General features: G+C 72.2%; 20 protein-coding genes and 2 pseudogenes. 6 read left to right on the forward strand and 16 right to left on the reverse strand.

Annotated features, from left to right (window positions below; translation table 11 throughout):
* Positions 1-1,230, forward strand: a complete 1,230-nt coding sequence (locus ACIP6U_RS04225; RefSeq protein WP_401712654.1) for a serine hydrolase domain-containing protein — start codon at positions 1-3, stop codon at positions 1,228-1,230.
* Between the two features lie 42 nt (positions 1,231-1,272).
* On the opposite strand, the gene ACIP6U_RS04230 is transcribed toward ACIP6U_RS04225, so the two are convergent.
* The 4 genes from ACIP6U_RS04230 to ribA all read right to left on the reverse strand — a co-directional run bounded on the left by ACIP6U_RS04230 (position 1,273) and on the right by ribA (position 5,351).
* Positions 1,273-2,427, reverse strand: coding sequence for a saccharopine dehydrogenase family protein (locus ACIP6U_RS04230; RefSeq protein WP_401712657.1), 1,155 nt, complete (start codon positions 2,425-2,427; stop codon positions 1,273-1,275).
* Positions 2,420-3,481, reverse strand: a complete 1,062-nt coding sequence (locus ACIP6U_RS04235) for a saccharopine dehydrogenase (RefSeq protein WP_401712660.1) — start codon at positions 3,479-3,481, stop codon at positions 2,420-2,422. The genes ACIP6U_RS04230 and ACIP6U_RS04235 overlap by 8 nt, the downstream gene beginning before the upstream one ends.
* A complete protein-coding gene (locus tag ACIP6U_RS04240) occupies positions 3,478-4,623 on the reverse strand; it encodes an NAD(P)/FAD-dependent oxidoreductase (RefSeq protein WP_401712663.1) in 1,146 nt (381 codons plus the stop codon). Before ACIP6U_RS04240 ends, ACIP6U_RS04235 begins: the two co-directional genes overlap by 4 nt.
* Positions 4,624-4,691: 68 nt before the next feature.
* Positions 4,692-5,351, reverse strand: coding sequence for a GTP cyclohydrolase II (gene ribA / locus ACIP6U_RS04245; protein ID WP_401712666.1), 660 nt, complete (start codon positions 5,349-5,351; stop codon positions 4,692-4,694).
* A gap of 39 nt (positions 5,352-5,390) precedes the next feature.
* Here ribA and ACIP6U_RS04250 point away from each other — a divergent pair, with 39 nt between their 5' ends.
* A complete protein-coding gene (locus ACIP6U_RS04250) occupies positions 5,391-6,155 on the forward strand; it encodes a creatininase family protein (RefSeq protein ID WP_401712669.1) in 765 nt (254 codons plus the stop codon).
* 143 nt (positions 6,156-6,298) lie between these two features.
* On the opposite strand, the pseudogene ACIP6U_RS04255 reads toward ACIP6U_RS04250, so the two are convergent.
* The 5 genes and pseudogenes from ACIP6U_RS04255 to ACIP6U_RS04275 all read right to left on the reverse strand — a co-directional run.
* Positions 6,299-7,396 (reverse strand): annotated as a pseudogene (locus ACIP6U_RS04255) (YbhN family protein); the annotation flags it as partial.
* A complete protein-coding gene (locus tag ACIP6U_RS04260; protein ID WP_401712672.1) occupies positions 7,393-8,490 on the reverse strand; it encodes a class I SAM-dependent methyltransferase in 1,098 nt (365 codons plus the stop codon). The gene ACIP6U_RS04260 and the pseudogene ACIP6U_RS04255, both read right to left, overlap by 4 nt.
* Positions 8,487-9,671, reverse strand: a complete 1,185-nt coding sequence (locus tag ACIP6U_RS04265; protein ID WP_401712675.1) for a glycosyltransferase family 4 protein — start codon at positions 9,669-9,671, stop codon at positions 8,487-8,489. The genes ACIP6U_RS04260 and ACIP6U_RS04265 overlap by 4 nt, the downstream gene beginning before the upstream one ends.
* The gene (locus tag ACIP6U_RS04270; RefSeq protein WP_280874153.1) at positions 9,668-10,066 is read right to left on the reverse strand and encodes a 6-carboxytetrahydropterin synthase; all 399 of its coding nucleotides are present in this window, start codon (positions 10,064-10,066) and stop codon (positions 9,668-9,670) included. Before ACIP6U_RS04270 ends, ACIP6U_RS04265 begins: the two co-directional genes overlap by 4 nt.
* Positions 10,067-10,182: 116 nt before the next feature.
* Positions 10,183-11,154 (reverse strand): zinc-binding alcohol dehydrogenase, encoded by a 972-nt coding sequence (locus tag ACIP6U_RS04275; protein WP_401712678.1) that lies wholly within the window; start codon positions 11,152-11,154, stop codon positions 10,183-10,185.
* A 107-nt stretch (positions 11,155-11,261) separates the two neighbouring features.
* Here ACIP6U_RS04275 and ACIP6U_RS04280 point away from each other — a divergent pair, with 107 nt between their 5' ends.
* Positions 11,262-12,056 (forward strand): CDP-alcohol phosphatidyltransferase family protein, encoded by a 795-nt coding sequence (locus ACIP6U_RS04280; protein WP_401712681.1) that lies wholly within the window; start codon positions 11,262-11,264, stop codon positions 12,054-12,056.
* A 360-nt stretch (positions 12,057-12,416) separates the two neighbouring features.
* Here ACIP6U_RS04280 and ACIP6U_RS04285 read toward each other — a convergent pair whose 3' ends face one another.
* From ACIP6U_RS04285 to ACIP6U_RS04305, 5 genes and pseudogenes are all read right to left on the reverse strand, one after another.
* The gene (locus tag ACIP6U_RS04285; protein ID WP_401712683.1) at positions 12,417-12,854 is read right to left on the reverse strand and encodes a GNAT family N-acetyltransferase; all 438 of its coding nucleotides are present in this window, start codon (positions 12,852-12,854) and stop codon (positions 12,417-12,419) included.
* A gap of 57 nt (positions 12,855-12,911) precedes the next feature.
* Positions 12,912-14,154 (reverse strand): annotated as a pseudogene (locus tag ACIP6U_RS04290) (MDR family MFS transporter).
* Entirely contained in the window at positions 14,151-15,923 is a 1,773-nt protein-coding gene (locus tag ACIP6U_RS04295; protein ID WP_401712686.1) for an ABC transporter permease subunit, read from the reverse strand. Before ACIP6U_RS04295 ends, ACIP6U_RS04290 begins: the two are co-directional and overlap by 4 nt.
* 3 nt (positions 15,924-15,926) lie before the next feature.
* Entirely contained in the window at positions 15,927-17,417 is a 1,491-nt protein-coding gene (locus tag ACIP6U_RS04300) for an ABC transporter substrate-binding protein (protein WP_401712689.1), read from the reverse strand.
* Between the two features lie 7 nt (positions 17,418-17,424).
* Positions 17,425-17,961 carry a GNAT family N-acetyltransferase gene (locus ACIP6U_RS04305; RefSeq protein WP_401712692.1) on the reverse strand — a complete coding sequence of 179 codons (537 nt, stop codon included), beginning with the start codon at positions 17,959-17,961 and terminating at the stop codon, positions 17,425-17,427.
* A 114-nt stretch (positions 17,962-18,075) separates the two neighbouring features.
* Here ACIP6U_RS04305 and ACIP6U_RS04310 point away from each other — a divergent pair, with 114 nt between their 5' ends.
* Together ACIP6U_RS04310 and ACIP6U_RS04315 are read left to right on the forward strand one after the other, a co-directional pair.
* Positions 18,076-19,023, forward strand: coding sequence for an ATP-binding protein (locus ACIP6U_RS04310; RefSeq protein ID WP_401712694.1), 948 nt, complete (start codon positions 18,076-18,078; stop codon positions 19,021-19,023).
* A gap of 57 nt (positions 19,024-19,080) precedes the next feature.
* Positions 19,081-19,473: an SCO5389 family protein gene (locus tag ACIP6U_RS04315; RefSeq protein WP_401712697.1), complete on the forward strand. Its 393-nt coding sequence runs from the start codon at positions 19,081-19,083 to the stop codon at positions 19,471-19,473.
* On the opposite strand, the gene ACIP6U_RS04320 is transcribed toward ACIP6U_RS04315, so the two are convergent.
* Positions 19,460-20,299 carry an SDR family NAD(P)-dependent oxidoreductase gene (locus ACIP6U_RS04320; protein WP_401712699.1) on the reverse strand — a complete coding sequence of 280 codons (840 nt, stop codon included), beginning with the start codon at positions 20,297-20,299 and terminating at the stop codon, positions 19,460-19,462. The genes ACIP6U_RS04315 and ACIP6U_RS04320 overlap by 14 nt on opposite strands.
* 77 nt (positions 20,300-20,376) lie before the next feature.
* Between ACIP6U_RS04320 and ACIP6U_RS04325 the strand changes: the two genes are divergently transcribed.
* The gene (locus ACIP6U_RS04325; RefSeq protein ID WP_401712702.1) at positions 20,377-20,781 is read left to right on the forward strand and encodes a winged helix-turn-helix transcriptional regulator; all 405 of its coding nucleotides are present in this window, start codon (positions 20,377-20,379) and stop codon (positions 20,779-20,781) included.
* Positions 20,782-20,830: 49 nt separating this feature from the next.
* Here the strand turns inward: ACIP6U_RS04325 and ACIP6U_RS04330 are convergent, their stop codons facing one another.
* Positions 20,831-22,699: a discoidin domain-containing protein gene (locus ACIP6U_RS04330; RefSeq protein WP_401712705.1), complete on the reverse strand. Its 1,869-nt coding sequence runs from the start codon at positions 22,697-22,699 to the stop codon at positions 20,831-20,833.
* Between the last annotated feature and the right edge of the window lie 103 nt (positions 22,700-22,802).

Raw genomic sequence — 22,802 nt, forward strand, 5'->3', positions numbered from 1 at the left:
ATGGCACAGCTGCGACAAGAGGTCGACCCGGGTGAGGTAGGACTGGACGCGAAGGCGCTGGACCGCCTCGACCAGTACCTCGCCCACTACGTCGACGAGGGCCGGCTGCCGGGTTACCTGGTGTCCGTGGCCCGTGGCGGACGCATCGCCCACCTCACCACCCACGGCCGGCGCGACATCGCGGCCGGACTGCCGGTCGAGGCCGACACGTTGTGGCGGATCTACTCCATGACCAAGCCGGTCACCGCGGTCGCCGCGCTGATGCTGGTGGAGGAGGGCAGGCTGTCGCTCGACGACCCGGTCGCCCTTCACCTCCCCGTCTTCGCCGACGTCGAGGTGTACGACAGCGGGTCCGGGGACGACATGAAGACCCGTCCGCCGGCCCAACCCATGCTGATCCGGCACCTGTTGACCCACACCGCGGGCCTGACCTTCGCCTTCTACCACTCGCATCCGGTCGACGCCCTGTACCGCGAGGCGGGTCTCGAGTCGTCGGTGCCGTCGGGCGCCGACCTGCCGCGGACCATGGAGGTGTACGCGAGCCTGCCGTTGCAGTTCGAGCCGGGCACGCAGTGGAACTACTCGGTCGCCAGCAACGTCATGGGCCGGGTCATCGAGGTGGTGTCCGGGCAACCACTGGACGCCTTCTTCGCGGAGCGGATCTTCGGCCCCCTCGGCATGACCGACGCCGGTTTCTGCGTCAGCGACCAACAGGCGCCCAGGCTCTCGGAGTTGTACGGCGAGGCCGACCGCGGCGGGATCGAGCCGATCGCCGGTCTGCCGCTGCACGGCCGGCCCCGCTTCCTGTCCGGCAGCGGCGGCATGGTCGCCTCGGCGCACGACGTGCACCGCTTCATGGAGTTGCTGCGCCGCCGCGGCGAACTCGACGGGGTGCGTCTGCTCGCCCCCGAGACCGTGGACCTGATGACAAGGAACCACCTCCCCGGCGGCGCCGACCTGCGCGCCTTCGGCAGCCACCCGGCCCACGACGAACCCGGCAACGACGGCATCGGCTTCGGCTTCGGCGTCTCGGTCGTGATCGACCCGGACCGCACCCTGGCACCCCTCGGGCTCGGCACCTACGGCTGGAGCGGGGCGGCGACCACGACGTTCTGGGTCGACCCGGACCGCGATCTCACCGTGCAGTTCTACACGCAGGTGCGGCCGAAGACCTCGCACACGATGATCCTCGACCTGAAGAAGTTCGTGCACGAGGCCGTCACCGGCTGAGCAGGGGCCTGCCGCTCGGCCGACCCGCATTCGTCCGCTCGGCTACTCGTCGACGCGGAGGGTGAAGTCCACTCCCTCACCAGCCAGTTCGCCCAGCCACTGGTCCGACCGGGCCGCCGTCTCGGCGGCGCGGTTCAGGCCGGCCGGCAGGGTGCCGTCCAGGATGTGCCGCACCCCGAGGGCCAGCGGCCGGGAGACGCAGCGGGCCATGGTGCTCTCCTCCGCGTCACCCACCAGATCGAGGACGTAACTGCCCGACCAGGTACGCCCCTCCGCACCGCGCACATCGAGCGACACGGCGAGGACGACCCGGTCGCGGTCCGCGTCCGTGGTCGGGTGGCGGGCCGCCAACTCCCGTGCCAGAGCGGCGATCCGCTCGTCGTCCCCGCCCTTGAGCTCCTCGAAGACCTCGGCCCAGGCGGTCAGCCATCCCTCAAGCCGCAGCGTCCCGCGCACGAAGGACCGCGCCTCCCAGCCCGCCGGCAGCCCGTACTGCTCGACGAAGGGCACGCTGTCCCGGTTGGGGTAGACCTCGAACTCCTCCCCGTCGAGCAGGTGCCGCCGGGTGACCTCCCAGGGCCGCTCGGCGACGGTCTCGGTCCCGCCCTCGATGTAACGGGCGGGCGAGCGCAGCGCGTTGAGTACCCCGGCGGGCGCCCAGCTGAAGCGGTACCTGAAGTCGTTCGGCACGGCGGGGATCCCGCCGCAGTACGAGGTGAAGGCGTACGAGGCTGTCGTACTCCCGCCGATCGCCTCCCGGGCGCGGGCGACCAGGCTGTGGGCGAAGAGGTGGTCGATGCCCGGGTCGAGCCCGGCCTCGGTGAGGACGACCAGGCCAGCCTTCGCGGCCTCGGGGACCTGTTCGAGGACGGCGTCGGAGACATAGCTGGAGCAGGCGAAGTGGGCCTGGGCCCCGATACAGGCGACGAGGATGCCCGCGTGCTCCGGTGCGGGCAGCATCGACACGACGGTGTCGCCGGGGGCCAGTTCGGCGGTGAGCGTGGGGAGCGTGTAGGCGCGGGGTTCGGCGCGGCCGGTGAGGCCCAGCCGGTCGAGTGCCTCGGCGGCCCGCTCCTCGGTGCGGTGCCACAGGAACACCCGCTCGGCCGTGTCGCAGAGGCGGGCGAGACCGCTGCCCGTGGACAGGCCTGCGCCGACCCAGTGCACGGTGCCGCTTGCCGGAACCCGGTCAGACATGACGGAACTCCCCTTCCTGAATGCCCAGTTCACGGCCCGCCTGGTGGAAGCGGTCCAACGCGCGCCCCCATGGTCCGCCCGCGCCGAACTCCAGGAGCTGCGGCAGCAGGGCCGCGGAGAAGTCGGTGCTGGACTCCAGCGGCAGCAGGGACGGCAGGTTGTCGATGGCGATGAGGTCCAGCGGGGGGTCCTCGCGCAGGCGGCGGACCGGGTCCGCCCACTCGGTGGTGCGGTCGTAGACCGGCAGCACGTTCAGGGGCGAGCCGACGTCGACGGTGACGTCGCACAGGGTGCGCAGGCGGCGGCCTGGGTCGTCGAGGTCCGTCTCGCGCAGGAAGGGCGGGACGGGGGTGGTGGCGAGGACCGCGTTCACCATCACGTCATGGGCGAGCAGGGCCGTTCGGTCCAGGTCGCGGGTCTCGGCCAGGTCCCAGGCGGTGGGCTCGACACCGGCGGTGGAGAAGGCGACGCGCGCGCCCCGGCCGCTGCGGCCCAGGGCGCCGACCACCAGCGCGGTGAACCGCTCGTCCCCGGTGACGGGTCGCAGGGTCTCGTCCAACTCCGCCTTGGACGTGGGCGTCAGGGGCGCCTTGAGCCGGCCCCGGTGCTGGAGCACGGCGAGGGCGGCACCCAGGTAGCCGGCCCAGAACCCGAAGGCGGCGAGCCGTCGGCCGTCCTCGTCGACGAGGTACTCCAGGTCGAAGAGACTGCCGCCGCCGGCGGCGAAGCGCCGCAACAGGGCCTCGGCGCCCGGCTGTCGCTTGTAGGCGTGGCCGAAGAAAATGTGCCGGTGGGTCAACTCGGCTGGTTCGTCCGGGAGTTCCTTGAGGCCGATGACGACGGCGTCCGCCGGCGCGGAGACCCACGATCCGGTGGGCGCGATCCGGCAGCCGGCCGCCTCGTACTCCTCGATCGGGAAGATCCGCTGCGGTGACTCCTCCACGGTCAGCGTCGCTCCGGCGTCGACCAGCTTACGGGCGTCGGCCGGCACGATCGGCGTGCGTCGTTCGGTGCCGCGGTCCTCGTGGCGCAGCCACAGGTGGAGTTCGGTCATACGAGGTTGGCCTCCGGGCGCGGGGCGTCGGCCGCGAACCGGCCGGCGCTCAGGGGACGGACGTCCACGAAGGGTACGCGGCCGAGGTACAGGTCGCGGACGACCTCGCCGACGGCGGGTCCCTGGAGGAAGCCGTGGCCGGAGAACCCGGTCGCGTAGAGGAAGCGGGAGACCGAAGTCGCCTCGCCGATCAGGGCGTTGTGGTCCGGGGTGATCTCGTACAGGCCCGCCCAGCCGCCGGTGCGGCGCAGGTCGAGCAGGGCGGGTGCCCGGCGCTCCATGGCCGCGTACAGGGCGGGGATCCAGCGGTCGTGGGTGTCGGTGGCGAAGCCGGGGCGTTCGTCCGGGTCGGACATGCCGAGCAGCAGGCCGGGTCCCTCGGTGTGGAAGTAGAGGCTGCTGGTGAAGTCGATGGTCATGGGGAGGTCCGGTGGCAGGTCCGGGACCGGTTCCGTGACGGCGATCTGGCGGCGCAGCGGCTGTACGGGCAGGTCGACGCCGACCATCGCGCCCACGGCCCGGGACCAGGGTCCCGCCGTGCAGATCACGGTGTCGGTGGCGATGCGGCCGAGGGTGGTCGAGACGGCGGTGATGCGGTCGCCGTGCAGTTCGACGCCGGTGACCTCGGTGTGCCGCAGGATGCGGGCGCCGTGGGCGCGGGCGGCGGAGGCGTAGCCCTGGACGACGGCCTCGGGGGTGCAGTGGCCGTCGTCCGGCGAGAACGCGGCGGCGAGCAGGCCGTCCGTGCTGATCAGCGGGGAGAGCCGCTGGGCCTCCTTCGGGGTGATCATGCGGCTGGGCACCCCGAGGGAGTTCTGCAGCCGCACGCCCGCCTCGAAGGAGGCGACCTCCTCCGGCGTCGACAGGAGGAACAGGTAGCCGACCCGGTGCAGATCGATGTCGTGCCCGGTCTCCGCCTCGAACCGCCCGAACGCCTCCAGACTGCGCGCGCCCAGCTGGATGTTGAGCTCGTCCGAGAACTGCGCCCGCACCCCGCCGGCGGCCTTCGAGGTGGACCCGGAGGCGAGTTCGTCGCGTTCGACGAGGACGACGTCCGGCACACCGGCGGCGGCGAGGTGGTAGGCGACGCTCGCGCCCATCACTCCGCCGCCGATCACGACGGCACTGGCCTGAGTCTTCACGGGCGAGCCTCCAGAGGGTCGTCGGGGTCGGTCACCCCTTCTTCCTGTCCGGGCCCCCGCGCCGGTATTCAGGACAGGTGGGCCACCGCGTCCAGGTGGGGCAGGATGTGGTCCAGCCGCTCCCGCTTGGTGCGCAGGTAGGTGATGTTGCTCTCGCACGGCGGGATCAGCAGCGGGACCGTCTCTGCCACGTCGATGCCGTGCGCGAGCAACGACTCGCGCTTGCGCGGGTTGTTGGAGAGCAGGCGGACGGAGTTCACGCCCAGGTCGTGCAGGATGTCGGCGGCGACGCCGTAGTCGCGGGCGTCCACCGGCAGTCCGAGCGCGAGGTTCGCCTCGACCGTGTCCAGGCCCTCGGCCTGGAGTGCCATCGCGCGCAACTTGCCGAGCAGGCCTATCCCGCGGCCCTCGTGGCCCCTCAGGTAGACGACGATGCCGCTGCCCGCGGCGACCACGGCACGCAGCGCGGAGGCGAGTTGGTCGCCGCACTCGCAGTGCTGGGAGCCGAAGGCGTCGCCGGTGAGGCACTCGGAGTGCAGCCGCACGAGAACGCGTTCGGCACCTATCTCGCCGTGTACCAGGGCCACTTGCTCGTCACCGCGGTCGTGATCCATGTAACCGATCGCGCGAAATTGCCCGTACACAGTGGGCAGCGGCGCATTCACGATACGTTCCACGCCCGTGCGCTGCGGTGACTTCTTGCCGAGTACGCCGACTTTATCTGTCATGATTCTGATTCCTAAACAGAGACGAAAGGCCGTGAAGAAATGAGTGGTTCGGGCGCGCATGCGGCGGCATACGGTCTGGTGCCGACGGACACTACGGATGACGTACGGACCAGGGCGGCGGGTGTCTCAACGCAGGTGGCCGTCCTTCCCGTGGGCAGCTTCGAGCAGCACGGCCCCTACCTTCCGCTGGCGACCGACACGTTGGTCGCCTGTGCCGTGGCCCGGGAGATCGCCGCGGCGTACCCGGTGCACCTCCTTCCTCCGGTGACGGTCGCCTGCTCGCACGAGCACGCGGCCTGGCCCGGGACCGTCAGCATCTCCTCGACCACCCTGCACGCGGTGGTGAGCGACATCGCGGCCTCGCTCCGCCGCTCCGGTGTCGACGCCCTGGTGGTGGTCAACGGGCACGGCGGGAACTACGTACTGGGCAACGTCGTCCAGGAATCCTCCGCCCGCGGCGAGCGGATGGCGCTCTTCCCGGCCGTGGAGGACTGGGACGAGGCGCTGCGGCGGGCGGGCGTGGCCACCTCGCCGCTGACCGACATGCATGCGGGAGAAATCGAGACCTCCATCCTTCTGCACACTCACCCCGAATTCCTTCGGCCCGGTTACGAGACCTCCGATTTCGTCGCCGACGACCGACGTCATCTGCTCACCCTCGGTATGTCCGGCTATACCGATTCGGGTGTCATCGGACGTCCCTCGCTGGGTTCCCCGGAAAAGGGGAAGGAACTCCTCGCGAGCCTCACGGATTCCTTCGGCGCGTATTTCTCGCTGCTCACCTCGGCGGACGGACGCGGGTAGTCGGCGGCGGGGTCCGGGACCGTGGGGGGTGTCCCGGAACCCGAGCGCAGGCCGGTGTACCAGCGCGCGACGAGCACGGCGAGGCCGGGCAGAGCGGCTACGAAGCTGAGGACGCCGTAGATGACGGAGACGGCGAGCCCGGTGCTGGCGCCGAGGCCCGCGGCGCCGAACGCCCAGGCGGTGGCGCCCTCTCGGGGGCCGAAGCCGCCGACGTTCAGCGGGAGGCCCATGACGACCAGCGCGAGCACGGCGATCGGCAGCAGGGCGGCGACGGAGGCGTCGGAGCCGGCGACCCGGGCGGCGAGCACGAACATCGCGATGTGGCCGGCCAGGACGAGGACGGAGGAGACGACGACGCCCGGCGCGTTGCGGCGGGACAGCAGCGCCTCGCGGGCCTCGGCGAGGGTGGCGCGCACGGCCCGGCCGCGGCGGGAGGGAGCGGCGGAGGACGTCCGGTTCATTCGGAGGGCGATGACGACGGCGAGCGCGCCGACCACCGCCAGCGCGACCAGCGGCACGAAGTGCCGGGTCTCGGCGAGCACCGGGGACGGCATGGTCAGCAGGACCACTCCGCCGATCACCGTCAACGCGACCTGTCCCGCGGCCCGTTCGAGGACGACCGAGCGGACCCCGCGGCCCATGTCACCGGCGCTCTGCCCGTGCCGCACCGCGCGGTGCACGTCACCGAGGACACCGCCGGGCAGGGCCGCGTTCAGGAACAGGGAGCGGTAGTAGTCCGCGACGGCGGCGCCGAGCGGGAGCGTGATCCGCAGCCCGCGGGCCACCAGTGCCCAGCGCCAGGCGCTCAGCACGGTCGTGGCCACGCCGATCGCGAGTGCCAGGAGCAGCGTCGGCCCGTCGATCCGCCGCAGCCCGTCCAGGAACACCCCGGTGCCCAGCTTCCACAGCAGGGCGGCGAGGATGGCGACCCCTGCGACGGTCCCGAAGTGGGTCCGTACCGCACGGGAGTTGACCCGTGCCGGCGCCCGCCGCCACCAGGCCGGCCGCGCTGTCGCGTCGGTCCGGGCGGCGGTGACGATGACGCCGATACGGTCCTTGGAGACGGCGGCACCGGCGGGCGGGCCTGCCACGAGCCGGGGTCGGTCGGCGAGCGCCACGGCCCCGACGCGCTCGACCGGCGCGCGGGCGATCTCGCCGCCCGGCGCGCTCTTGCCGATCCGTCGCGTGCGCTCTACCGGCTCGCGCCGGACCACGTGCGCCCGTACCGTCTCCACGCTCATGCCGCGCTCCCGGTCGGCCGGGACAGCGCCAGGAGGTCGCTGTGGTGGACCACCGCGTGCAACTCACCGGCCTCGCAGGCGGCCAGGCGGTCCTGCAGATACCGTTCTGCACGAGCGGCGAGGTCGGGGCGCTGTTCGACGGCCGCGCCGACCCAGCCGCGCAGCCACTGGGCCGTCAGCTGGGACTCGTCGGGGCCAAGACGCCAGGCGCTGGGGTGCAGGCGTACCGTCGCGCCGCGTTCGGAGAACGCCTCGCAGGCCACCGTCACCGAGTCCGGGCCGAGCAGTCCGTCCCGGCGCTGGTGGGCGTTGAACGCCTCGGCGATCTCCGCGTCCATCGGGTGGGACGGGGTGAGTTCGACGCGTCCGGCGACCGAGAGCGTGAGCAGGGCCGGGCAGCCGGCGCCGGTGCAGGCTTCGGCGAGGGTCTCGATCTCCTCGCGGGTGAGGACGTCCAGGAGTGCGGAGGCCGTCACCAGGGAGGCACCGCGCAGGGCGTCCGGGGTGAGCCGGGCGACGTCGCCGCGGCGGGTCTCGACGGTGACCCGGCTGCCGTCGGCGGCCGACCTCGGGGAGGCGACGGCCGCGAAGTGCAGCAGGTAGGGGTCGCGGTCGTGCAGGATCCAGTGCTGGGCGCCGTCCAGCCGTGGCGCGAGCCAGCGGCCCATGGAGCCGGTGCCGCAGCCGAGGTCGTGGATGACCAGGCCTGCCTTGCCCGGCAGGTTGGCGAGCCGGATGCGCAGCGGGTCGAGCAGGTCGTGAGCCCGCGCGTCGGCGTCCGCCGGCTCGCGCAGCTCCAGCCACTCGGGGGCGTAGCGCGCCGGCTCCTCGGGCCCGGTCTCCCGCAGCCGTACGGTGGCGCGCTCGCCGGGGCGGGCGCTGGGCCCGGCGCCGGGGATCACGGCGCCCGGCTCCTGGGGTCCGGTCACCGCGTCGCTCACGTTCACCGGAACGGCGTGCGCCTCCTCCGTCACCACAGCGTTCATGTCCTGCATTCCGACACCCCGCTCCTGCCGCGCCGACCCTGCGATACGAGCCTGTCGGGGTCCGGGCTGGGCCGGAATCCTCCCGCTCGCCTGTGCCGTCCTGTTCATGCGGCCCTCCTGGGTTCGCTGGGGAGCCGGCCCAGTACTCCGGCGAGAGAACGGGCGGTGGTCGCCCAGCCGTCCAGGGCGGCCCGCCGGCCCCGGGCAGCGGCCTTCAGCCGGCGTCGTACGTCGGCCTCGCCGAACCAGCCGCGCAGTTCGACGGCGAGCGCGGCGGGGTCCTCCGGCGGGACGAGGATGCCGGGCACCCCGCCGTCGGGGGCGCGGCCGACCGCCTCGGGCAGTCCGCCGACGTCGGTGGCGAGCACCGGGATGCCGCGCGCGAGTGCTTCGGTGACCGCCATGCCGTAGGTCTCCGCGTAGGAGGTGAGGACCATGAGGTCGGCGGCGGCGTAGGTGGCGTCGAGTTCGGCGCCGACCTGCGGTCCCGCGAGGTGGATGCGGTCCTGGAGGCCGTGTTCGGCGATCAGGGTCCGCAGCCGGGCGACGTACTCGGGGTCCTGCGCGAGCCCGCCGACGCAGACGCAGCTCCAGGGCAGGTCGGCCGCCGCGGCCAGGGCCTCGACCAGTCGGTGCTGCCCCTTGCGCGGGGTGACCGAGGCGACGCACAGCAGCCGCGAGACGCCGTCGGTGCCGGAGGCTATGGGCGCGATGTCGGCGCCGGGGGCGGCGACATGGACGCGCTCGGGGGCCAGGCCGTGGTGGGAGACCAGGCGGCGCACCGCCCAGTCGCTGGTGGCGATCACCGCGGGGACGGCCCGCAGGACGTCTCGTTCCTGGGCGTCCAGTTCGGCGGCGACCGCCGGGTCGAGCCCGCGCTCGTCGCCGAGCGGGAGGTGCACGAGGACGGCGAGCTGGAGCCGCTCCGTCTCCGGGATGACGACCTCGGGGACGCCGCAGGCGACCAGTCCGTCCAGCAGGACGATCGAGTCGTCGGGCAGCTCCCGCAGCGTACGGGCGAGTTCGGCCCGGGCGCCGGCGTCGGGCCGGGGCCAGCCGCCGTCCACGGCGTGCTTGTGGACCTGCCAGCCGAAGCCGGCCAGGTCCAGACTCACGCGCCGGTCATAGGCGTTGCCGCCGCTCGGCACGGCCGGGTCGTCGACCCCGCCCGGCATCACGAAGTGCACGGAGCGCAAGGACATGGGCAGGATCTCTACGTTCTTCCTCGGGGCGGAGTGCTGCAGGGGCACGTAGCCGAGCCGTGCGCGGTCCACGGTCATGTCGGTCACAGGGCACGCTCGTAACTCGCCCACGCGATGTGGGACTCGTGCAGTGCGACGGCGATCGCGGCGATGCCCCGGGCGCCCTCGCCCAGCGCGCCCTTCTCGATCCGGTCGGCGAGCCGGTCGGCGATGACCTTGGCCAGGAACTCCGTCGAGGTGTTGATCCCGGCGAACTCGGGCTCGTTGTCGAGGTTTCTGTAGTTCAGCTCGCTGACAACGGCGCCAAGCTCCTGCGTGGCCAGGCCGATGTCGACGACGATGTTGTCGTCGTCCAGCTGCTCGCGCCGGAATGTGGCGTCCACCAGGAACGTCGCTCCGTGCAGGCGCTGTGCGGGTCCGAAGACCTCACCGCGGAAGCTGTGGGCGATCATGATGTGATCGCGGACGGTGACACTGAACAACGGACGACCCTCCAGGTGCGGCGCGTCTGGCCCCCGGGCCGTTGGCTGCCCGGGGATACCGTCTACTACGGCTCTTCGGTTCCCCCCGTTCAGCCCACTCTCACTCTTTTCTCAGGTCAGGGGTACCGGATCCGGTGACAGAGGGCCGGAATGACTCCCTCTGCCAGCTTCGGCAGCACCTCCGGCAGCTCCTCGAACGCGCTTTCCCCTGTGATGAGCGCGTCGAGCGCCGGGTCGGCGAGCAGGTCGAGGGCGAGGGCGAGCCGGTCGGCGTAGCTGCGGCTCGCGCGGGCCGGGGAGACGGTGCCGACCTGGCTGGCGCGGATGGTCAGCCGACGGGAGTGGAAGGCCTCGCCGAGCGGGAGGCTCACCCTCCGGTCGCCGTACCAGCTCAGCTCCACGACGGTGCCCTCGGCGGCCAGCAGTTCCAGTGAGCGGGCCAGACCCTGTTCGGTGGCGCTGGCGTGCACGACGAGGTCGCGGTCGCCGAGCGCGTCGGCGGGCAGCGCGAAGTCGACACCGAGGGCCTTCGCGGTCGTGGCGCGTGCCGGGTCGGCGTCGACCAGCTGCACCCGTACGCCCGGGAACCTGGCGAGCAGGGCGGCCACCGAGCAGCCGACCATGCCGCCGCCGACCACGGAGATCCGGTCGCCGATCATCGGACCCGCGTCCCAGAGGGCGTTGACGGCGGTCTCGACGGTGCCGGCGAGAATGGCGCGTTCGGCGGGCACGGTCTCCGGTACGACGGTGACGGCGGTGGCGGGGACGACGTACCGCGTCTGGTGGGGATACAGACAGAACACCGTGCGCCCCACGAGTTCCTCGGGCCCCTCTTCCACCACGCCTACGTTCAGGTAGCCGTACTTCACCGGGGCGGGGAAGTCGCCCTCCTGGAAGGGGGCCCGCATCACCGCGTGCTGGCTCACGGGGACGCCCCCGCGGAAGACCAGGGTCTCCGTGCCGCGACTGACTCCGGAGTAGAGAGAGCGCACCACGACGTCCCCTACCGCGGGTACGGGCAGGTCTACGTCCCGCAGCTCTCCTTGACCCGGACGGGTGAGCCAGAACGCGCGGCCGATGCGGTTCATCCGGCCTCCTCCTGAACGATCGGGAAGTGGTGCACGTACCGAGGTGTGCACAGGCCGCGCACAGTACGCGGCGTTGATCCACTTGTCACTTGGCCGGAGGGTATGCGGTGGCCCTGAACAACACTTACGACGCAAGGCTGGTCCAGCAGGAGACCGCTGTGGGAGCGGGTCTGCAGATCCTGTTGCTGGTGTTGCTCGGTACGGCGATCGGCATGGGGCCGGCGGGCTGGCTGACCGGCCTCGTCTTCGCCGTCGCCACCTGGGCGGTGCTCTCACGGGCACTGCATCGCAGCCGGCCGCGGTCCTTCGGCCCGGCCAACCGCGTGACGCTCGGCCGGGCGACCCTGGTGGGCGGTGTGACCGCCCTGGTCGCGGACTCCTTCGAGAGCTCGCCGCCGGTCACGCTCTTCGTCGGCCTCACGGCCGTCGCGCTGATCCTCGACGGTGTGGACGGCAAGGTCGCCCGCGCCACGGGCACCTCGACCCCGCTGGGCGCGCGCTTCGACATGGAGGTCGACGCGTTCCTGATCCTGGTGCTCAGCATCTACGTCTCCATGAACCTGGGCCCCTGGGTCATGCTGATCGGCGCCATGCGCTACGTCTTCGTGGCCGCGGCGCGCGTCTGGCCCTGGCTGAACGCCCCGCTCCCCCCGAGCACGGCCCGCAAGACGGTCGCTGCCCTCCAGGGCGTCTTCCTCCTGGTCGCGGCCTCGGGCTACCTCCCGTACACCCCGACCTTCGCCGTCGCGGCCCTCGCCCTGGCCCTGCTGACCTGGTCCTTCGGCCGTGACGTCATCTGGCTCCACCGGACCTCCCGGGTCCAGGACGGCGAGGTCGAGGAGATGCTGGAACTGGCGGCGGAGTGCGAGCCGGAGCGCGAGCGGGAGACGGTCAGCTCCTGATCGACGCGGGACGTCGGCCGGAGACATGCCATCCGACCCAAGGCCGGCGGTCCACCCGAGACGCTCAGGCTCAGCGAGCCCCCCGAGCACTGCCGACCTCGACGGGGCACCACCGGGACACGGACCGAATCGGCCGACGGCGGGCCGGACCGGACCGGAAACACCCCGGCCGGAGACACACTGTCCCGACCGACGCCGACATCCACCGGACACGCGCCCCGAGCACTGCCAACCGCGATGGGGCACGACCGGGTCCCGGCCCGAGTCGGCGCCGACCGACGGCGGGCCCGACCGGAGCCGCCGGACCGACCGGAGGTACGCCGGCCGCCGGACGGCGACAGCGACACCCCTGATCCACCCTCACCCGTCGAGCGGCAACCGATACACCGTCGACTCCCTGACCTGGAACCCGAGCCGCTCGTAGAGCCGGTTCGCGGCCTCCCGGTCTGGCCGTGAAGTGAGATCGACGGTACGGGCTCCGGCCTCCCGGGCGACCTCCAGAGCCCTCCGCGTCAACAGCCCGGCGACTCCGTGGCCCCGCGCCGCTCCGTCCACGACGACGTCCTCGATACGGGCCCGCAGCCCGGAGAGCACGGGGAACATGACGAGGGTCAGCGTGCCGACGATCTCCCCGTCGGCCCGGGCGACGAGCACGGTGTTGGCGGCGCAGGCCAGGATGCGGGCGACCGCGTCGGCGTCGAGGACCTTGGCCGACCGCGACAGCTGCGGCAGCAACCGCCCGAAGGCGTCCACGAGTTCCTGGTCCGCTTTGCGGGCGATCTCCACCTCGATGTCCATGGGGTGGACCTTATCGACGCGACCCGCACCCCGGACTCACCCACCACTCCCCCGGACTCACCCACCGCTCCCCTGCCTCCGCGGCAGCACCCCGATCGCCGCGACCGGTACCACCGCCAGCGCCACCCACGGCACCGCCGGTGGCAGCCCCGCGTCGAGGAGCAGGCCCGTGGCCGAGCTCCCGGCCAGCACGATGAGGCCGGACACGGAGGACAACGCCCCTGTCGTAGAGGCCGAGTCGGCCGTCCTGCGCGAGGTCGGGGACCCAGGCCCGGGCGGCCGGTGCGATGAGCATCTGGCCGAGGGTGAGCAGGACGACGAAGCCGGCGGCGGGGAGCAGGGCCGTCGTGCCGGTCGCGCCGGCGGGGCGGCACGCGGCCACGAGGACGAAGCCGGTTGAGATGAGGGCGAGTCCCGCCGTCATGGACCGGCGCAGGGTGAGACGCGTCGACGCCCAGCCGGTGACGGGGAGTTGGGCCGTCACCACGAGCAGGGAGGACAGCGCGAACAGCCAGGCCAGCGGCGCCTGCGAACCCGCCACGCGTTCCACCTCGGCGGGCAGCGCGAGGTAGAGCTGGTTGTAGGCGAGGAGATAGGCGCCGTAGGCGCAACACAGGGCCAGGAAGCGGCGGTTGCGAAGCAGCAGGGGCAGGCCGCCCTTGAGGCGGGTCCGCGCGTGACCGGGCACGTGCTGCGGCAACAGCCACACGTGGCCGGCGAGGACGAGCACGAAGATCCCGGCGCCCGCGAGGCACACGGCCCGGAAGTCCACCGCGAGCAACAGCGCGCCCAGCAACGGCCCGACGAAGGCCCCCGCCTGTCCGGCGACCGTGAACAACGCCAGGACCCGCGTACGTGAACCACCACCCGTCCGCTCCAACAGCACCGCCTGCCGGGCGACTTCGGACTCCACGGCCGGCGAGAACAGCGCCGCGGCGAAGCCGATCAGCAGCACCGCGCCCACGACCGACCAGGTCTCCCCGGCGTACCCGAGCCACCCGAACCCGGCGATCCGCAGCACACACCCCCCGAGCACCACGGGCCGTATCCCGTACCGGTCCGCCAGCGCCCCGCCCACCACGAACAGCCCCTGCTGGCTGAAGGTCCGCAGCCCGAGCACGAACCCGACCAGCCAGCCCGCCATCCCCATCGCCTGCCCCAGATGCTCGGACAGGAAGGGCAGCACGGCGAAGAAGCCGATGTTGAAGGCGAGTTGGGTGAGGATCAGGAGTCTCAGCAGAGGCGTGAGCCGAACGCCGCCGCTCCTCGCCTTCCGCAGTCCGACCGAGGACACGGTCACTCCGCGCCCACCAACTCCCTTGCCCGCGCGGGCTGTTCTACAACGGCAACGGCCGCTTTACTTCGTCGCCGCCACCGCACTCCCCCGGCCGCGCTCACCGCCAGCGCGCCGAGCAGGGCGAGTGCGGCGGCCGGTGCGAGGACGGCCCAGGGGGCGCGTTCGGCGTAGGGCTGGTTCTCGGCGAGGAGGAGGCCCCACTCCGGGTCGGGCGGCTGGGCGCCGAGGCCGAGGAAGGCGAGCGAGGCGAGCGCGAGGGCGATGCCCGGCAGGCGCAGCAGGGCGTGCCGGGTGACGGACGGCAGGACGGCGGGCAGCAGTTCGTGCCGGAGCAGATACCGGCGGTCCGCGCCGAGGCCGCTGGTCGCGGTGATGTGCAGCGCGGCCCGTTCCTGCCGCAGCAGCGCCGAGGTGTGCGTGGCGAGCGGCGCCCAGGCGACGACCCCGACGGCGAGCGCGGGCGTACCGGCACCGCTGCCCGCGACGGCGGTGACGAGGAGCGCGCCGAGGACCGGCGGCACGGCGTTGACGGTGTCGACGAGCGGCCCGGACAGGCGGGGCACGAGCCCGAGCAGTACGCCGGTGAGCAGGGCGACGGCGCCGATCGCGAGGGCGAGCAGGAGGGTGTCGAGGGCGCCGTGGGCGACCCGCGCGAGCACGTCCCGGCCGAGGGCGTCCGTACCGAACGGGTGGGACCAGGACGGGGGTTGGAGGCGCCGGCTCGTGTCGAGGGCGAGCGGGTCGCGGGGCAGGCCGAGCGCGATGACACCGAGCAGGACACCGGCGTAGAGGAAGGGCTGAACGGTGCGGGCGGGTGGGGTCGGGCGGTGCAGGGAGGGGAGGGTGCCGTCGCGCAGGGCGGGGCCGATCAGGAGGCGGGCGGCGAGCCTCGCGGCTGCGGTGGAGGCGGCGGCGAGCAGGAGGAGGAGCAGGGTGCCGGCCTGGAGGACGGGCAGGTCCTGGGCGAGGGCGGCCTGGAGGGTGGTGCGGCCGAGGCCGGGAATGTCGAAGATCTGCTCGACGGCGACGGAGCCGCCGGTGATGCCGACCACGAACAGACCCGCGTTGGGCAGGAGTCCGGGCAGACAGCGGCGTACGGCCTGCCGCGCGATGCGCCGGTTCGGCAGTCCGCGTGCGGCGGCGGCCAGCGCCCACGGTTCGGCGAAGGCGCTGGGCAGCAGGTCGTCGAGGAGCCGTCCGAGCACGGCCCCGGCGGGCAGGCCGAGGGCGAGCGCGGGCAGCACCGTCCACTGGGGTCCGTACCAGCCGAGCGCGGGGAGCCAGCCCAACTGCACGCCGACGACGGTCGCGAGGACCGACGCGGTGAGGAACTCGGGCAGCGCGGCGAGGACGGCGGACCCGCCGCCGGCCGAACGCCCGCTGCGGCCCTGCCGGTTGAGGGTGGGCGCGCAGACCAGCCCGGCCGTGACGGCCGCGACCGCGAGTGCGACCGCCATCAGCAGCAAGGACGCACCGAGCGCCTGGAGCACAGCGGGCCCGACCTCGGTCCCGGAGATCCAGGACCGGCCCGCGTCCCCACGCCACAGCCCGCCGACCCACCGCCCGAGAAGCGTCAACGGGCCCTCGGCAAGGCCGAGTTGAGCCCGGATGTCGGCCAGCACCTCGGGTGTGGGGTCGCGGTCGGCCGAGCGCGCCTTGAGCACGGTGAGCGCGGGGTCGGTGCGCGTGAGCCAGGGCAGCAGACCGATGCCGCACACCAGGGCGGCCGCGAGACCGGAGCGCCACAGCAGCGCGATCACTCGATGCCGCATCCGTCAGCGCCGGGTGCCGGTGCCGACGAGAGTGCGCTCGTACGGGTCGAGCAGCGCGCCGCGGACCGAGGTGCCGACGCCAGTGATGATCCGCTGGTGGACCAGGGGGACGACGGCATCGGTGCCGAGGATCGCCGCCTCGGCGGCCATCGCCGCGTCCTGCCGCTTCGCGGTGTCGGCGGCTCCCTCGGCCTCGGCGACGGCCCGGTCGACATCCTTGTCGCACAGCAGCGCCAGGTTGTAACCGCCGTCGCAGGTGAAGTCGCTCGCCAGCACGGCGACGGGGTCGCCGGTGTCGACCAGGGTGTTGCGGGCGAGCACGAAGGCGTCGAACTTTCCGTCCAGCGCGTCGCTCTCCAGCCGCGAGTACTCGCGCACCTCCAGCTCGACCCGGAACCCGGCCTTCTCCAACTGCTGCTTCAACACCTGGGCGACTTCGGGGAGTTCGGGCCGGTTGTCGTACGTGGCGAGGGTGATCTTCGCGCCCTTGGGGGACGTGGCGTCGGCCCGCCCCGCCGGCCGCTTCCGCTTGCCCTCGGCCCAGGTGACGGCGGGGCCATAGATGCCGGCTCCGGCGTCCGCGTGTCCTTCGTAGACGCCGTCGGCGAGCGCGCCGGTGTCGACGGACTCGCGTGCGGCGGCCCGCAGTTGCGGGTCCTTGAAAGGGCCCGAGTCGCTGTTGAGGAGCAGGCTGGTGGTGCGGGTGGTGGCCGTTTCCTTACGGGTCGCCCGGTCCAGGCCGGCGGCCTGCGCCACAGGGATCGCTTCGGCGAGGTCGGCCTGTCCGGTGCGCAGGGCGGCGGCGCGGGCGGTGCCGTCGGCGATGAACTTCACGTCCACGCCCGCGGCTTGGGCCCGCCCGCCCCAGTAGTCGTCGAAGCGGTCGAGGCGCGCGGCGGTGGCGCCGGTGACGTCGGTGAGTTCGAAGGGGCCGGTTGCGGTGCCGGCCGGATCGACGGCGCCCCCCTTGCCGTAGGCCTTCGTCGACAGGACGGCGAGGCTCGGGCTGGACATGCGCAGGGGCAGTACGGGGTCCGGCTCGTCCGTGGTGATCCGTACGCCGGTGGCGCCGTCGGCCTCGGCCTTGAGGGTGACGCCGGAGAGGGCCGCGGGTGCGGGCTTCGCCTCGGCGGCGTGGGTGAGGGAGGCGGCGACGGCGGCCGGGGTGACCTCCGTGCCGTCCTGGAAGGTGGCCTCCCGCAGGGTGAACAGCCACCTGCGGTCGTCCTCGCGGCGCCAGGAGGCGGCGAGCGCGGGGGCCGCGGCGCCGTTGGCGTCCAGCGCGGTCAGGCTCTCGGTGACGCCGAGGCGGCTGAGGATGGTGGCGTCGGCGCCGTACGGGGAGAGGTTCTCGGCGGGCGGGAAGGCGAGGGCGACCCGCAGCCGCGAGCCCTTCTTCGCGTCGCCGGCCGGGTCGCCCGCGCCGCCGGAGGCGAAGCAGCCGGTCAGGGCCGGGGCGAGCAGAAGTGCGAGCAGAAGTCGAAAGCGGTGCACGGTGCGTCTACCGACCCATCGGTATCTCGAAGTGGATGATCCCCTGGCCGCCGCCCGGTTCCGCGCGCTCGTCGAGCACGACCTTGCCGAGCGACCGCCAGAACGGCTCGGCGCCCGGCACCGCCGGATCCGTGTGCAGATACACGGCGCGGTAGTGGCCGTCGGCGGCGGCGAACGCGAGCAGGTCGTCGACCAGGCGCCGGGCGAGACCGCGGCGGCGATGGTCCGGACGGACGTAGATCCGGCGCAGTTGGGCGGTCTCGCCGGAGGGGTAGCACTCGGCGAGGCCGCGCGGGTTCGGCGGGTGGGCCGGGCCACGGGAGTCGAGGGCGCCGGTGGCGACGACGGTGTCGTCGGCCGGGTCGAGCGCGACCAGGAGGGTGTGGCGGGCGGGCGCGAGGTAGGCGGTGGCCGGGTCGATGATGTCGCCGTGCCAGCGCGGCACATAACCGGTGCCGAAGTCGCGGTAGACGGTGTCGAGCATCACGGCTCGCGCACCGTCGAGGTCGTCCGGGCACGCCGCCCTGATGCAGTAGTCAAGCACTTGCACATCATATGCATTAACCCCCTGGACCTTGATCACGTCGATTTGACAGCCTCGCGGCCACCCCCTAAAACCTACCCACATGACATTCATTTTCAAAAACGCGGTCCGGTAGTGCGGGTCGCCTTCGTCGGGAAGGGCGGCAGCGGCAAGACCACCCTGTCGGCCCTCTTCGCCCGCCACCTGGCCCGCTCCGGCGCGCCCGTGCTCGCCATCGACGGCGACATCAACCAGCACCTCGCCGCGGCGCTGGCCCCTGACACCGAACCGGTCATCGCCCCTCCCCTGGGCGCCCACCTGGGCGAGCTGAAGGAGTTCCTGCGCGGGACCAATCCCCGCATCGCCTCCCGCGAGGCCATGATCAAGACGACCCCGCCGGGGCGCGGCTCACGCCTGCTGCGCCTGCTCGGCGACGACGAGGTGCACGGCCGGCACGTGGTCCGCGCGGGTGAGGTACCGCTGATGGCCACGGGCGAGTTCGAGGAGAGCGACCTCGGGGTGGCCTGCTACCACTCCAAACTCGGCGCGGTGGAGCTGTACTTGAACCATCTGGTCGACGGCCCCGGCGAGTACGTCGTCGTCGACATGACGGCGGGCGCGGACGCCTTCGCGTCGGGCCTGTTCACCCGCTTCGACCTGACGTTCCTGGTGGCCGAACCCACCCGCAAGGGCGTCTCCGTCTACCGCCAGTACCGCGACCACGCCCGGGAGTTCGGCATCCGGATCGCGGTCGTCGGCAACAAGGTGACGGGCGAGGACGACCTGCTCTTCCTCAAGGAGGAGGTGGGCGACGACCTCCTGACCCACCTGGTCCAGTCCCCCTGGGTACGCGCCGCCGAACAGGGCCGCACCCAGGGCGAGTTGGAGCCGTCCAACCGCCACGCCCTGAACGTCCTGCGCGAGGCCGTCGACGCCCGCCCCAAGGACTGGCCGACCCTGCACCGCCACGCCGTCGACTTCCACCTGCGCAACGCCCGGGCCTGGGCGGACCGGGCGACGGGCCTGGACCTCGCCTCCCAGGTGGACCCGGACTTCGTACCGGGCCCGCCGGCACTGGCCTGACCCACCACTGCGCGTGCTCTCCTCACTCACCAACTACCGGACAGGACACCCCCTTTCATGTCTCTCGACGTCTCCCCGAAGCTCCTCGCCGAAGCCGAGAACGGTGACATCCGCGAGGCGGACTTCGTGGACACGGTCCGCACGTCCCTCCCCTACGCCTACGACCTGATCGCGTCCCTCGCCGGTGAACTGCGCGACGGCACGGCCGAGTTCACCGACAACCAGACGCCTCCCCCGTCGGAGAAGGAACGCGGCCAGCTCCTGCGCGCCCTCGCCAGCGACGCGATCCGCGGCAGCCTCGAACGTCACTTCGGGGTCGCCCTGGCCTTCCAGAACTGCCATCGGGTGGCGGCGTTCCGGCCGGAGTCGCTGGACGGGGAGTCGTACGCGAAGTTCACGTCCGTGCGCTCGCAGATCCTCAACCAGTCACCGGAGTTCAGGGACTGCTGACCCTGCCGAGCAACTCCTCGGTATAGGCCGCCAGGCGCTTCGCCGCCTCCGGGTCGAGGGTCCGCAACGACTTGTCCACCGGCCAACCGCGGTCGTTCGCGGTGAGCGCGTCGGTCGGTGGGGCGTCGATCCAGGACACGATCGGGCGGACCGCGTCCTCGACCGGACGGGCGAAGAAGCGCGCCAGGGATTTGATCACGGCGCGGGTCACCGGGTTCGGGTTGGAATCGGCTCCACTTCGCGTGAAGCCGGGGTGGTAGAGGACGTAGCGCGCCTTGCTTCCGGACCGGTCGGCGAAGGCCACTCCCAGCAGGTCGTTCGCCCGTCCGGCCTGGAGCTGGGCGCGGATCTGGCCGTAGCGGTGGGTGAGTTGGGGGTCCTCCCAGAGGATGCCGCCCGCGGTGGCGCCGACGCCCGCGACGTTGATGATCAACGGGTGTGCGGCGGCGTCGAGTTGGGGGCGCAGCAGGTTTCCCAGGAGGTGGCGGCTCAGGTAGTACAGGGCGAAGGTGTATTCGAGACCGTCGGGCGTCTCGCGCCGTTTCGGGCTGAGACGGTTGGCGAACAGCGCCAGCGCGTCGACCGTGTCGTGCCGCTCCTGGATGCGGGCGGCGACCCGTTCGACCTCGGCGATCGAGGACAGGTCCGCCTGGAGGAAGCGCAGCCGGGGGCTGTTCGCCTCGGCCAGCAGTCGGTCCCCCTTCGCCCGGCTGCTGCCGATGACCGTGACGTCATCGCCTCTGCTCAGTCTGGCCAGCGCGGTCGCACGGCCCATGCCGTCGGTTCCGCCGCTGATGATCACGGTCTTCGGTGATTGGCCCGGCACGGATGTCCTCCTTGGGGTCGAATGGCGGTGGTCCCATCGTGGGTCCGTGCCAACCGCGGCCGAAAGAAGGCAGTTTGATGTCCGGTACGCACATCGGTGTTCCCTCGGTGCTCGCGCACGAGCTGCCTCGCCCGGTGCCGCTCGACGAGGTGGCGCGCTGCCCGGTCGGTGATGTCTTCCGACGTCTGGGCGACCGGTGGAGCCTGCTGCTCCTGTCCTTGCTGGGCACACGCCCGCATCGGTACAACGAGCTGCACCGCTCCGTCGAGGGCATCAGCCAGCGCATGCTGACCCGCACCCTGCGCAGCCTGGAGAGCGACGGTCTGGTCCGGCGGCAGGTGCATCCGACCGTGCCGCCGAGCGTGGAGTACAGCCTGACCCCGCTCGGCGGCACGCTGTTGGAACCGTTGTCGGCACTGGCGGACTGGGCGGTGCTGCACGCCGGCGAGATGGACGAGGCCAGGGCGCGGCACACGGGCTAGCGGTGCACCGACCACCGGTGCTCCAGTGGTCGGTGCACGGGCCGGTGGGCTACCGCTTCTGCTCCACCCGCACCCAGTCCACCTCCGCCTGCACTCCCCCGGCCGCGACCTTGTCCACGCTGGACTGCGGCAGGCCCCAGTAGGGGGTCGTCACCTGGTTCCAACCCGCCGGATACGCCCCGCCAAGGGCCAGGTTGAGGATGACGTACTGGTTGTGGTCGAAGACCCACTGCCCGCGCGTCGACTCCAGCTTGTTGCGGGTCGTCTCCTGGACGAGGACGTCATCGACGTAGAAGCGCATCCCGGTGGGCGTCCACTCCACCGCGTACGTGTGCCACTGGTCGATCCTGCCGCCGTTCGGGTAGGTCTGGCGGGCGCCGATGTTGCCGTCGGCCGAGTAGCCGGGGCCGTGCAGGGCGGTGCTCGTCCAGTCCGGGTAGCCGATGTTCTCCATGATGTCGGTCTCGCCGGAGGCCGGCCAGGAGACCGAGGTGTCGTCGACGTTGCTGCCGAGCAGCCAGAAGGCGGGCCAGAAGCCGTCCCCGACCGGGAGTTTCATGCGGGCGCTGACCCGGCCGTAGGTGAAGTCGAACTTGGTGTTGGTGTCGATGCGCCCGGAGGTGAAGTCGTAGGTCCCGGCCGGTGTCTGGGTGCAGTCGTTGCAGTACCGGGACTTCAGCAGCAGGCTGCCGTTCTGCGTGACGATGTTGTTCGTGGAGTCGACGTACGCCTGGGACTCGCCGTTGACCGGGCCCATCTCGTAACCGGTCCTGACCACACGCCACTTGGAGCGGTCCAGGCTCGTCCCCGTGAAGTCGTCGAAGAACGTCGTCTGGTACGTGCCCGACTGCTCGCCGGGCAGCGCCGGGTAGGCCGCCGCCGCGCTGCCGCCCGTGCCCCAGACCTGGAACTCGTAGAGGGAGTAGCCGAATTGGGCGGTGGCGGGGGCGGGGTTGTAGAAGCTTCGGCGCTCCTTGCCGAGCATGCGGACGTAGCGGCCGGTGGCCGGGGTGGAGAGGGTGACCGTGTCGTGGCGGCCCACGGCCTCCGACGGTGACTTGATGTCCGCGCGGCGGGCTGCCACGTCGGCGGCGGAGGGCTGATAGACCGTGCGCCAGGTGCGGTTGTCGTCGGAGACCTGGAGCTGGTAGTCGACGGCGTAGGCCGCCTCCCAGTAGAAGTCGACGGAGGAGATCGTCGAGGTGGCGCCGAGGTCGACCGAGACCCAGCGGTCGGCGTTCCAGTCGCTGGACCAACGGGTCGCGTCGTCCTTGAGGTTGGCGGGCCAGCCGCCGTCGGTGAGGAACGCCGGTGAGTTGCCGGAGTGTTGGTAGTAGTTGGAGTACGCGGGGTGGTTCAGGGCGAGGTTGCTGCGGGTCGTGGACGCGGGGGCCGGTTCGCCGCCGTAGACCCTGAACGAGTAGAGCGAGTAGCCGTAGGGCGTGGCGCGCTCCAGGCCGCGCATGCGGACGTAGCGGCCCGTGGCCTCCTGCGGGTACGTGTTCGCGGTGACCGAACCGCCGGTGCCGGCCGTCTCCGTGTAGAAGGGGGTCCAGTCGGTGCCGTTCTTCGAGACCTCCAGGACGTAGCGTTTGCCGTAGGCGGCCTCCCAGTCCAGGGTGACGCGGTCGACCCGGATGGTGGCGCCGAGGTCGATGCGGATCCAGGCGTCGTCGGCGAAGTTGCTGGACCAGCGGGTGGCGCCGTTGCCGTCGAAGGCGAGGCCGGGGGCGGTGCCGGCGTTCTCGCTGCCGGAGGCGGTGACGCCGGCCGGGTTCGCGGTGTACGCGGTGCCGGCGCGGTCGGTGTCCCAGGTGGCCGCGGCCGCGGCGGCGTCCGGGGCGGGGGTGGCGAAGGCCGGGGTCGCGGACAGCAGGGCGACGGCGGCCAGGGCCGCCAACAAGGTGCGGGATCTCATGCGGCTCTCCTTTGAGCTGGGGATGAGACAGGGGTGAGGCGGGGATCTTGATGACGTGCTCATGACAGATTCAGGGCTCCGTACATCCCTGTGGATCAGTCGT

Source organism: Streptomyces sp. NPDC088794 (genome assembly GCF_044750545.1).
Lineage (GTDB): Bacteria > Actinomycetota > Actinomycetes > Streptomycetales > Streptomycetaceae > Streptomyces.